The organism is Paenibacillus sp. J31R122 (assembly GCF_056269185.1).
This window is the reverse complement of record NZ_JBWDNM010000010.1, coordinates 15997-28612: the sequence shown is the minus strand read 5'-3', so window position 1 is coordinate 28612 and position 12616 is coordinate 15997. Positions and strand designations below refer to the sequence as shown.

Genomic DNA, 12616 nt, shown 5'->3' with positions numbered 1-12616 from the left:
CTATTAAAGACTTAGCACAAACTGATCTGTAAGCTCGAATATGGCATTTACAATCTACAATGACTATGGGACATCCCCATTAAGGAGGCTTTGCTGATAATGAATAGGAATGATATTCGAAATATATATTGCATTGGACGAAACTATAAGCTTCACGCTTTGGAACTGGGTAACGAAGTGCCTGATGAGCCGCTTGTGTTTACTAAGCCTTCTCATGCGGTTGTACCTATGACTGGTAATGTTGTTGAGCTGCCAGGCAACGTTGGGGAAGTGCACTTCGAGCTTGAAATTGTGCTGCATATTGGTCGAGATTACGAGCAGGGGATCGATACTGATCTCCTCATCGACAGCATGGCGCTAGGGCTCGACCTCACGCTTCGAGATGTGCAATCGAAGTTGAAAGCAAAGGGGCAGCCATGGCTGGCTGCCAAAGGCTTCAAAGGATCAGCTCCGATTAGTAATTGGTTTGATTATCCAGGAGAAGCGGCGCTTGCTCAAAGCGAATTCGCGCTCTTAAGAAGCGGAAAAGAAGCACAACGCGGCAATTCTGGTGATATGCTGTTTCCTATATCCCAGCTTATCCACCACGTGGGTACAAACTTCGGCCTAAGCGCAGGTGATATCATTTACACAGGTACGCCTGCTGGTGTTGCCGCAGTTCGTGATGGAGATGCGATAGAGGTGTTCTGGGCGGATGAGAAAGTGGGAAGCTGTACGATAAAGTTGATTTAAACTAAACTAAGCCAATCTAAGCCAATCCACATGCATGTATCGTTACTTATTGAAAATTTCGAAATCCATTAAAACCTAATTAGGAAACGAAATAAAGGAGGCGTAGAGCTGAAAATGAGCTCTGCTCCTCCTTTTTTAAATGACTTGTGGTAGTTGTATACCATTAATTATTAATGTTATTTCCCGTTAAACGCACTCAGCATCCATACATGCTTCTCAAGTGTTGTGTGAATAGCGAGCAGCATATCGGCTGTTGTCTCATCTCCAGCTTTCTGTGCAACTTCCATACCTTCCTTGAGCTCATTGATGACGGTGGTGAAATCCTCGATCAGCTGATCGACCATTTGTACCGCATCTTCTTTGCCGGATGCTTCTTGAATGCTGGAAGTTGTTAAATATTCTTTCATTGTGGCGATGGGTTTGCCCTTCAATGCGAGGAGACGTTCTGCGATCTCATCCACATGTAGTGCGGCTTCCTCATAGAACTCTTGAAATTTCACATGTAAGGTGAAAAATTGAGAGCCTTTTACATACCAATGGTAATTATGAAGCTTAATGTATAGTAAGCTCCAGTTTGCTATTTGTCTGTTTAAATGTTGAGGTACAGTTGTCATATATATCATCCTTTCTAGTGGGGTTTCTTTAGCGACGACCAGTTAATTATACTAATTCCTTATTTATAATTATTACAAATAAGAGATGTGTTGTCAAGCCGTGTTCCTTCAACCTCGTCTGCATTGATCATTGTATAAGCACTTGAACACCGACTCCGTATTTTTACCCAAATAGGGAGGAATTCAAACATCCATGAACAAAAAAACCGGTAAACCAAAAATACATCCTTGGTTTACTGGTTTTCGAAGTAATATTTCTATTTCAAGATTTGATATTCAAAATGTGATAAGCGTAATCTAATTATGCTTTTGAAGCAGCAGCTGCTATTTTTACTTCAGCCTCTGCAAGCATGAAGATCGTAAGGATGAACATAGCATGCGACCATGTGAGCGGTACGACCCAAGCTGTTTCACCTGTATTTTTGTCGATCTGTTCTGGAAGTAGGCCCGTTTCCGTACGATGATCAAGCGCCCAGTTAAGCAGCCGTTTCGCATCATCAAGACTGCCGGTTTGGATGCGATATTGAGCAAGCCATAGTGTAGTAAGAATCCAAGGGTTGCCTCCAATATAGATATCATCCTCATAGCGCTTGATGCCGCCGACGCCAGGGACGGTTAGCGCAGCTTCTATTGTATCGGCAGTACGGCGCATATAGTCGTGATCAGCAGGTACAGCAGCGAACGGAACTGCAATACCGATTAAGCTAATATCAATAATAGGATCGTGTTTAAGTGTGTAGCCGGTGTAGCCTTTATCTAGAGCTGTTACGAAACCTTCTTTTCCTGCGGCTACAGCTTGCTCATATTTCCCTTCAGTTACAGTTAAATTAACTCCGCGATAGAAGCTGTTCCCTTCCTCGTTCCAGCATTGCTCAGTAATGGAGTCAGCGATCCGAGAGGCGGCAGCAGTCCACTCAGCCGAAAGCGTGTCATGTCCAGCTAGCTCAGCGAAGCTTGCAGCAGCGCTTAATCCGCCATATACGGCTGCAGAGGAGTACGTATGCGATGCAGTCCGCTCTTCCCACAGGTCAATGCTTGGCTTCGGAAGTCCGCTCTCAGCGTCGATGTAGCTCATTAGGAAGGAAGCGCCTTTCTGAACCGCAGGCCATACTTGCTCTGCGAAACGGCTGTCCTTTTTCTCCAAGTAATGCTGCCACATCCCCCATATGATGGAGGAGCCTTCATCAATTTGAAGTCCCCATGACGGTGCTAAGCTGCCGTCATGATAATGGCGCTGCTGCCAGGAGCCGTCAGGCGATTGTGCGGTAAGAGTCCAAGCGTAAAAGCTGTCGGACAAAGAGCTGAGTCCGGCTTTATCAAGCGCGGTAGTAATAAACGCAGCATCGCGTCCCCAACAATAAGCATAGCCTCCGCAGCGTACAAAGTTTTCGTCAAACTCAGGAGCGGCAATAATACTGCCTGTTTGCTCATCCGACATAAGCTTAAACATAAGGAGCGAACGATCGTATAAATCAGCAATTCTATCATCGGAAATGGGACAAGGTGCTGCTGCAGCTAAGTAATCGCTCCAATATTTCGTTGTATCTGAGATCCATTGATCACTGCTTTTCTCTTTTGCAGTCCGCATTTCTTGCAATGCACTTACTTCATCTGAGCCGGCAGTTATATAGACAGGAATGGTAACTGATTGGCCGGCAGCAAGCTGCTCAATGTTCCATTTTAAAGCACCGTCACCTTTCATATCTATCTTGTTGCCGTTCAAATTACCGCTATGAGCGGAATCCAAAGGCATACCTGCTTGATAACCAGTGCATACGTTTGCACTTGAAAGCGCAAAATAGTACTTATGACGGAAGTGAACCAAAGAATCATTAGCGACGTTAAAGGTTGTCGTATTATAGAGATTATTTTCACTGATAAGAAATGAGGAATGAACGATAAAAGAAAATGCTGCAGGTTGATCACTTGTATTAGTGAATGTATATTCACGAACGATGAGATCACGATCTGGCACAGCGTAATGCAAGCTTTCAACCTGTATAGGCTTCTGCTCATTGCGTGCGCTCACACGGAATATGTTTGTTTTCGCAATATATGCGGCATCATGAACCCAACCATCTGCTTCACCATCGAACCATGAAACAGCAGAATTGTTCAATTGAATTCCCATACGCATAGCATCGACATGCTGTGGCAAATCAATATTTGGCCACCACATGCGATACATTTTGCCAGTCCGGCCGAGTGATGCTAGAAATTTGGAATTACCAATAATGGCATCCACTAAATATGGTTTTTTGTTTGGCATTCTGTCAACTCCTTATATTAACTGTGTGAGTGGATGATTCGCGTACAATTAGGCGATGCGGTATAATCATCCGATTTTGATGAATAGTTTCTTCTTGAATAAGTCTGATGAGCATTTGTGACGCAGTGTAACCTAATTGATAGGTACCAATATCAATGGAGCTGATCGGCGGTGTTGCCAGCTCAGATAATGCAATATTATTGAAGCTGACGATGCTTAGATCCTCTGGTACTTTGTAGCCAAGCTCAGTTAGTCCACGCAGTACACCGAATGCAACTACATCGTCGATGACGACAAGACCGGTAGGACTTTCAGGCAAGCTCATCAAAATTGACATCGCACGATAGCCGCTTTCCTGCAAAAATTCACCTTCTACGCTCCATTCGGAAAGTATAGGCAAATCAGCTTCACGCATTGCTCTTCTATAGCCTTCTATACGATCATAAGCAACTGTTAAGTTAGGCGGTCCGCTTACAAATCCAATTCGTTTATGCCCCTGCATAATGAGATGTTGGGTTGCGTCATAAGCAGCTTGTTCATTGTTATTGTCAACGGAAAGAATATTATGATGTCCTTCTGTACGTCCAATTAATACCGTTGGAAATTTATGCTCATTCAATAGGTTGATCAAAGGGTCATTAACACGTGATGATAACAAAATGATACCATCAACTCGTCGTCCAAAAACAAGACGTGAAACCGTTTCTGTTTCATCATGCGGGGAGGTTGCTGCAGTAAGCAGCATATCATAGCCAGCCCGTGTAGATTGAGCAAGTATTCCACGCAGCAACTCTCCAAAGAAAAAGTCTTGGAAAAGCTCTTCCGCGGGACGGGGCAGCATAATTGCTAGTGTCTGTGTTGTTTTGGAAACAAGACTCTTCGCCATTACATTAGGGTGATAGCCCATTTCTTCCATTAGCCTTTTTACCTTCGTTGTAGTTGCCTTACTAATTCTAGGATGATTAGAAACGACCCTAGACACAGTAGAAGGGGAAACCCCAGCAGCTTTAGCAATATCTTTAATGGTAATCATAAAATTGAGCCCCCGTCATGCAATCATTTATGCTTCATCCTAATGCAACTACTGCATATAAGTAAATATATATCTTTGGAAAGAGATTCACAAATGATGAAAAACTGGTTTATATAGAGTAAAACGGAGGAAAGTTGAGCTAATCAATTATTATCCCTGAATTATGGCCTGTGCAAACGTTTTAACAAACTAGGCAACCTGTTATATGATGTCCTTACAAAGATAGCGTTTACATGTTGTTTTTTCTCTCATGAATAGGTGTAAAACGGCTAATAAGCCGAGTGCGCTTCATTTTCTATGGAATGTTGTACAAACGTTTGCGTAACATTTGAGCAGTTTTTCACACAATGCATTTACTCAAAAGAGCAGCGTAGATTTTGTTTGTACAAAAATCTGATTTTATGAAAATGATCTTTAGTCATGGGATGGTCAAGGCAAGAATACGTAAAGGTATACAACAAACATTTTGGAAGGGGATCACCAATCATGAAAAAATGGTTTGTAATGTCATTAATTATTTCTTTGTTTATCGTATCTGCATGCGGCGGTACGAAAAGCGGAGGAAACAAAGGAACTGAAGGAAACGCAACAAATACTCCGAAAACTGAAGCAACAAACAACACAACTGAGCCTCCCGCTGAAGAGTCAGAAGATATCACTCCTGAGGAAGGAGCGACATTGCTTGTATGGGAAAGTAAAGAAGAGCGTATATTTGTTGAGGCAATCGCAAAAGAATTTACTGAAAAATACGGAATTGAAGTGAAATTCGAAGAGCTGGCTGGACCAGACCAAGTGCAGAAGCTATTGACTGACGGTCCTGCGGGACTTGGAGCTGACGTTGTACTCTTCCCTCATGATAATTTAGGTAAAGCAGTAACAGCAGGACTTATTTTGCCGAATGACTTCTATGAAGAACAATCGAAAAGTGAAAATGCTGAAACCGCTGTAAACGCTGTTACTTTTGCTGGTACGTTATATGGCTACCCGCGTTCGGTTGAGACTTATGCTTTGTTCTATAACAAGGCGCTTGTAACTAAAGTTCCTCAGACGTTTGAAGAGGTAGAGGAGTTCGCAAAAACATTTAACGATGTACCTAACAACAAGTTTGCTATCATGTGGGAGCTTGGAAACTTCTACTTCAACTATCCATTCGTTGCGGCTGGCGGATACGTTTATGGCGACAGCGGTCAAAACAAAGACGATATCGGTCTTAACAATGATGGCGCGATAAAAGGGATGCAATATTTCGGATCATTGAAAAAGAGCATCCTCCCATTGAATACAGGCGACGTATCGTACGATATCAAGAAAGGCCTGTTCACTGCTGGTACGCTTGCAATGGATATTAACGGACCTTGGACAATTGCGGACTACAAAAACGCTAACATTGATTTCGGCGTAGCTCCAATTCCTAGCATTAACGGAATGCCTGCATCATCGTTCTCGGGTGTAAAAGCTTGGTACGTAAACCGCTTCTCCAAATACCCGAATGCCGGAAGATTGTTCGCACGCTTCGCATCAACGAAAGAAGCACAATTGAAGGATTTCGAACTTACAGGCGCTATTCCAGCTAACACGGAAGCTGCCAGCAGTGATGCTATCCAAAGCAATGAAATCGTAAAAGGGTTCCTTGCCCAATTTAATCAATCGACACCAATGCCATCTATTCCAGAAATGAGTAACGTATGGAGTCCAATCGGAGCTGCTTTCTCCGACGTATGGAATGAAGGCAAAGACGCAAAAGGAGCTTTAGATAATGCCGTTCAACAAATTAAAGATGCTAACTCCGGTGCAGCGGCTCAAAAATAAGATATAAGGTATACCCGTCGAATCCTTTCGATTCGACGGGTTAACCGATTTTATTGAATAGAATGGAAGGGAGACGGGCGGTATATGAATCGTCATCGCAGCATTGCGGCTGTATTGTCAGTACTTTTTATGGGACTTGGCCAATGGTATAACCGCCAGATTGTTAAAGGATTTATATTGCTTGGAGTCGAAATACTAGCGTTATTTTATTTAATCCCTAATCTAGGTAAAGCGATCTGGGGTATTACAACACTTGGTGAGAAGACGCAAGGCTTTGAAAAGGTTGGGAAAATTAATGTCCCTGTCGAAGGGGATCACTCAATTTTTCTACTGATTAGTGGATTAATTACGGTATTTATCTTTTTAATTTTCCTAGTTGTTTACATTATGAATATTCGTGACGCGTATCGGGTTGGCAAGTTGCGAGATGATGGGAATCCTCCAGCAAACTTCAAGAAGACGTGGAGTTATATTAAGGATCGGAACTTTCCACTTTTAATGCTGACTGTGCCCGCAATTGGCGTATTGTTCTTAACGATAATGCCCATTGTATTCATGATCATGCTTGCTTTCACCAATTACTCGTCTCCTAATCATATCCCTCCCGCAAAGCTTGTTGATTGGGTTGGGTTTCAGACATTCACAAATTTAGTAACCCTCAAAACATGGAGTGATACGTTTGTCGGCGTATTCACATGGACAATTGTATGGGCGGTTATTGCGACAGTTACGACCTATTTCGGCGGTTTGTTTGTAGCGCTGCTAATTGAATCGAAGGGCATTCGTTTCAAAAAGTTGTGGCGTACCATTTTCATTGTGCCCTATGCAATTCCGCAGCTTATCTCATTGCTCGTTATGCGTAACTTATTTAATGGTCAATTTGGTCCAATCAATCAATATTTAGGCTACTTCGGATTAGGGAAGCTTCCGTGGCTAACCGATCCATGGATGGCGAAGTTAACCGTTATTTTAGTTAATATGTGGGTTGGCATCCCCGTGTCTATGGTTCTGATACTTGGTATTTTGACAGCTATTCCTAAGGATTTGTATGAAGCGGCCGATGTTGACGGAGCGACAGGCTATCAGAAGTTTCGTATTATAACCCTTCCATTCGTACTATTTGCAACGGTTCCTATTCTAATTATGCAGTTTGCGGGTAATATCAATAATTTCAACGTTATTTTCCTTCTGACCAATGGAGACCCGGTTAAAGGGGATTACCAATTTGCAGGAAGCACGGATCTCCTCGTGACGTGGTTGTATAAGCTCACGCTGAATAACAGTCAATTCAATATGGCCTCTGCAATCGGTATTATCATCTTCTTAATTGTGGCATCCTTCTCGATCTGGAACTATCGCCGTTCGAACTCATTTAAAGAGGAGGATATGATCCAATGAAAATGGGAATCAAAACAGCCAGCTTTATTCGTCTGACGTTAAGCTACATCATTTTAATTGTGATAGCGGTCTGTGCTATTTATCCTGCTCTGTGGGTCGTACTGTCATCGCTCCGCCCAGGCACATCTTTATTCAGTCCAACTCTCATTCCTGATAAGTTTACGTTATCCCACTATGTGGAATTGTTCACGAATAAGAGCTATCGTTATGGAGTTTGGTATCTAAACACGTTAAAAATAGCGACGTTAACGATGATATTTTCGACTATACTGATCACGTTAAGCATGTACTCCTTGTCGCGTTTTCGCTTTCGCGGTCGGAAAACAACGCTGACGGTTTTGCTTGTACTGGGCATGTTCCCAGGTTTTATGAGTATGATCGCGATCTTTATCTTTTTGCTGCAGCTCAATTTACTTGATACGCATTTTGCACTCATTCTCGTTTATTCAAGCGGTTCGGTACTGGGTGGTTTTGTTGTAAAAGGGTTCTACGATACGATTCCGCGGAGCTTGGATGAAGCAGCACGTATAGATGGCGCGTCTCATATGCAAGTATTCGTAAAAATCATGCTCCCTTTATCCAAACCAATATTGACGTATGTTGCACTAACGTCGTTTACAGGAGCATGGGTTGACTTTATTTTCGCAAGACTTGTGCTTCGCAGTAAAGATAATTGGACGCTTGCTGTTGGGATGTGGGATCTGGTCAATACGGCTCAGAACAGTAACTTTACACTATTTGCGGCTGGTGCTGTACTAATTGCGATTCCAATTACATTGCTGTTTGTCTTCCTTCAACGCTTCCTAGTGCAAGGGCTTATGTCTGGTGCTTCGAAAGGGTGATACTTTGAAGGACAATCGTATTCGTTATGTAGGAATGTTGCTTCTGCTCGCAATGATCATTGTTGCTGCTGCAGCTTGCTCGTCTAACGATGCTGAGAGTGACAAGAATAAACAGGTCGCTAATGAGGAGGACGTTGTTGAAAAAGGGTCTGACAGTGAACCAACGGCCGCGTCCTATTCGGTAGACGAGCAGCCGGGAGCTGTCTATTATGAAATATTTGTCCGTTCCTTCTACGATACGAATGGAGACGGGATTGGAGATTTGAACGGCGTTACTGCTAAGCTGGATTATTTGAAGGAGCTTGGGATCGGAGGCATTTGGCTGATGCCAATTAACGCTTCGCCCAGCTATCATGGCTACGATACGACCGATTATTACACGGTGAATCCAGAATATGGCACGCTGGATGATTTGAAGAAGCTGATGGATGAAGCGCATAAGCGTGATATTAAAGTCATCATGGACCTTGTTGTGAATCATTCGAGCAACGAGCATCCATGGTTTAAAGAAGCGCTATCTGATCCGAACAGTTCTTATCGCAGCTGGTATATGTTCGCGTCTGAGGATAAAAACATGCAGGCTGATGGTGCCGTAGGCAGCAATCCTTGGCATAGCTATGGAAGCCAGAAGTATCTAGGTATCTTCTGGGAAGGCATGCCAGATCTTAACTTCGATGAGCCGAAGGTCCGTGAGGAAATGATTAAGATCGGTCAATATTGGCTGGAGCAAGGTCTAGATGGATTCCGTCTTGATGCGGCAAAACATATTTATGGCGACTATGCATCCACGGCAAGCACGCCGGAGATTCAAGCAAAGAATAAAGCATGGTGGCAAGAGTTCCGTGCAGGCATGACGAAGGTGAAGCCAGATGCTTATTTAATCGGCGAGGTTTGGGATTCACTCACCGTAATTGCGCCTTACTTTGATCAAGCGCTTAATTCTGCTTTTCATTTTGATTTGGCAGGTCGTTTGCTTAGTGCTGCTGACAGTGAGACGGATGCAGATTTGGCCTTTTCACTTGGCAGGGCTTACGGTGTCTATGAGAAATCATCTAATGGTACTTTCGTCGATGCTCCTTTCCTCAGCAACCATGATCAAAATCGGGCCATGACGGTGCTTAATGGTAACGCCGAGCATGCCAAGATGGCTGCGGCGATGCTGCTCACGCTTCCGGGAACGCCTTATCTTTATTACGGCGAGGAGCTTGGGATGCAAGGTGCCAAGCCAGACGAGTATATTCGCGAGCCTATGTTATGGTACAGCGATCCTAAGGGTGGCGAGGGTCAGACGACTTGGGAAACCTCACGCCATAATGCCAAGGTGGGCTCCGTTTCCGTTGAAGCGCAAACTAATGATGAGCAGTCGATGCTCAATCATTATCGCGAGCTTATCAAATGGCGCAATGAAGAGACGGCACTGCGAGACGGTGGCATAGGTGAATATAAGCTGAAGCCTGCTAATGCAAAGTTAAGCGTCTACGTTCGCGTAACAGCAAAAGAGCGAGTGCTCGTTGTACACAACTTATCGGGAGAATCCCAAACGGCAAACCTACAGGCTTCCGAAGCTTATGGATTGTTCAAGGAGATTGTACATTCTAACGATAAAGCAGCAAAGCTGAACGAAGGTAAGCTGATTGTGGCAGCTTATAGTACGGTTGTGCTGAAGTAGATTTTTGTGTGATTAATATTTAATAGCATGAATAAGATTAATAAATAATAGGATGAATAAGATTAATAATTTGGAGTTTTAAAAGGGAAATGCCAATCTAGATGAGGCGTTTCCCTTATTTTGTGTCCGCTGAAGCTGGAGGCATTTCATGGTTTAGTTGAAATTTCGCATTGAGCTCATATAGATGTATGCAAAGATACCTATAACAAGCAGCGCAGATCCGCTTATTGCAATCATAATGGCCGGTCCATAAATGTCTGACAGGGTGGAGAAAAGGGCGAGCCCGATAGGTGGCGCTACACTCGTGATTGAACCGAGTAGGCCGAATACGCGCCCTTGAAGCGATGGATCGATAGCGATGCGCAGCACGATAAAGATAACGGTCGTACTGAATGAGAAAAGGAAGCCTACGAGCAGGATAAGCGGCAGTGCAACAGCTGCATTCGGTGCTAGTGTGATCGCAATGAATAGGGGGCCCATTAGGATCATACTTCCGATAATCCATTTTCCTCTGTTTTTGAACCGCTTGTCAAACTTCATTATGAGAATCGAGCCAGCGACATAACCTAATGGGATACATGCTTCCATTAACCCGAATTGGAAGGGCTTCGCGTGCCATACTTGAACAGCCATGACTTGAATAAGCATGAAGGTGGATAAGAAGAAGAACATAACAACCGGCAGTAGAATGATCGCATTTTTTGCGAAAGAATCGTTCCAGACATAGCGAAAGCCTTCTAATAAATCTTGTTTAAAAGATAACTGAGGTTTTGCGGTATCTTTTGCTGAGGTGTAGTGGAATTTGCCTGCGAACAGTAGAAGGATGGCAGATAGTAGGAAGGTGGCTGCATCGATTGCTATTGCAAATGCACCGCCGAAAGCAGCAACCGCAACACCCCCGAGTGCAAATCCCGATATTCGGACGATATTATCTGATAGGCTAATGGCTCCCGCTGCTTGTGTCAGCTGCTCCTTGCCGACAATATCCACGAGCGAGGCTTGAAAGGCGGGTGATCGAAAAACGCCAGCAAAAGCAACCGCACCAGTGAGTAGGACGATAATGATAAACGGTACATTGGGAATAGAGATGAGGACAGCGATTGCAGCTACCAGAACAAAGCGAATGATATCTGTTATCCACATTAGCCTGCGGCGATCTGTGCGATCAGTAATCGTACCGGCAAAGGACCCGAACAGCATACTAACGACAAGATGAGTAATAAGTATGGCTGACATAAGCTTAGCGCTTCCAGTCGTTTGCAGTACCCATAGGTTTAGCGCGATGCTGTGAAACGTATTGCCAAGCAGAGACAAACTATAGCTGGAGAAAACGAACACAAAGGCGCGATTGCGCCAAATGGAAGCCGATGCAGCGGAGATATCCTGATGGAGCTTTTTGGATTCAGCACCCTTCGATGGTTTAGCGAGTTCAAGCATTTTACTGGCCTCCTTAAGTAAAGTTGATTCGTAATTTGGGTGACAGGGGTTTGCATGTTCCACCGACCAACCAATCAATTAATCAACCGCCCAATTACACTAACGTCGTCTAGTAATGCCCCCAAGAGATCCCAATTAGACATATCGTCATTTAGTGCCCCGGTTGACGCCCATATAGACTAATTTCGTCATTTAGTGCCCCCAAGAGATCCGAATTAGACATATCGTCATTTAGTGCCCCCAGTTGACGCCCATATAGACTAATTTCGTCTTTTAGTGAGGTTAATCTCAATAAATCTGAGGAAAGGCTCACTAATTTCAAAGCATTAATAACTCCTTAAATTAATTAGAGAGGTAAACCTCACTAGCGATGAAGCTAACCTCATGGGATATGAGGTTTACCTCACAATACCGAACAATGTACTGTGAACTTTCTATATTAATGAGATGTTCCTCACTAAATAATGAGTTTCATTCATTAATAAGGGGAAGTGACAGGTTGAGCGTAAAAGTAAAAGTTAGCGTTAGTAAGAGAGAAAGCAAGGGCAAGAGTAAGAGTAAGAGTAAGAGTAAGAGTAAGAGTAAGAGTAAGAGTAAGAGTAAGAGTAAGAGTAAGAGTAAGAGTAAGAGTAAAAGTAAGAGTATGTGAGTATAGGTGAGGAAGCATCAGCCTTTGCAACAGAGTATTCGCAGACTGCGGTGCTCACAGGATCTATGCCTGCAGCCTTTAGGTTTTTCTAACGGAAAACAGAAAACTTAAACGTTTAAGTCGCTAAAAGTAAAGGCAGAGATTACTCTGCATTTTTTTGCAAT

9 protein-coding genes are annotated in these 12616 nt (G+C 43.5%); 5 read left to right on the top strand and 4 right to left on the bottom strand.

Annotated elements, in window-relative coordinates; genetic code table 11:
- Positions 1-99: 99 nt before the first annotated feature.
- Positions 100-732 (top strand): fumarylacetoacetate hydrolase family protein, encoded by a 633-nt coding sequence (locus AC0YN7_RS17180; RefSeq protein ID WP_475811236.1) that lies wholly within the window; start codon positions 100-102, stop codon positions 730-732.
- A 176-nt stretch (positions 733-908) separates the two neighbouring features.
- Here the strand turns inward: AC0YN7_RS17180 and AC0YN7_RS17175 are convergent, their stop codons facing one another.
- The 3 genes from AC0YN7_RS17175 to AC0YN7_RS17165 all read right to left on the bottom strand — a co-directional run bounded on the left by AC0YN7_RS17175 (position 909) and on the right by AC0YN7_RS17165 (position 4648).
- Entirely contained in the window at positions 909-1355 is a 447-nt protein-coding gene (locus tag AC0YN7_RS17175) for a Dps family protein (RefSeq protein WP_475811235.1), read from the bottom strand.
- 292 nt (positions 1356-1647) lie between these two features.
- Positions 1648-3615, bottom strand: a complete 1968-nt coding sequence (locus AC0YN7_RS17170) for a glycoside hydrolase family 15 protein (RefSeq protein ID WP_475811234.1) — start codon at positions 3613-3615, stop codon at positions 1648-1650.
- A gap of 4 nt (positions 3616-3619) precedes the next feature.
- Positions 3620-4648, bottom strand: coding sequence for a LacI family DNA-binding transcriptional regulator (locus AC0YN7_RS17165; RefSeq protein WP_475811233.1), 1029 nt, complete (start codon positions 4646-4648; stop codon positions 3620-3622).
- A 486-nt stretch (positions 4649-5134) separates the two neighbouring features.
- Between AC0YN7_RS17165 and AC0YN7_RS17160 the strand changes: the two genes are divergently transcribed.
- The 4 genes from AC0YN7_RS17160 (at position 5135) to AC0YN7_RS17145 (ending at position 10366) form a co-directional block, all read left to right on the top strand.
- A complete protein-coding gene (locus tag AC0YN7_RS17160) occupies positions 5135-6457 on the top strand; it encodes a sugar ABC transporter substrate-binding protein (protein ID WP_475811232.1) in 1323 nt (440 codons plus the stop codon).
- A gap of 84 nt (positions 6458-6541) precedes the next feature.
- The gene (locus AC0YN7_RS17155; RefSeq protein ID WP_475811231.1) at positions 6542-7855 is read left to right on the top strand and encodes a carbohydrate ABC transporter permease; all 1314 of its coding nucleotides are present in this window, start codon (positions 6542-6544) and stop codon (positions 7853-7855) included.
- 2 nt (positions 7856-7857) lie between these two features.
- Entirely contained in the window at positions 7858-8697 is an 840-nt protein-coding gene (locus tag AC0YN7_RS17150) for a sugar ABC transporter permease (protein ID WP_475811432.1), read from the top strand.
- A 4-nt stretch (positions 8698-8701) separates the two neighbouring features.
- On the top strand, positions 8702-10366 hold the full coding sequence (locus tag AC0YN7_RS17145; RefSeq protein WP_475811230.1) for an alpha-amylase family glycosyl hydrolase: 1665 nt from the start codon (positions 8702-8704) through the stop codon (positions 10364-10366).
- Positions 10367-10519: 153 nt separating this feature from the next.
- Here AC0YN7_RS17145 and AC0YN7_RS17140 read toward each other — a convergent pair whose 3' ends face one another.
- Positions 10520-11803 carry an MFS transporter gene (locus AC0YN7_RS17140; protein WP_475811229.1) on the bottom strand — a complete coding sequence of 428 codons (1284 nt, stop codon included), beginning with the start codon at positions 11801-11803 and terminating at the stop codon, positions 10520-10522.
- Between the last annotated feature and the right edge of the window lie 813 nt (positions 11804-12616).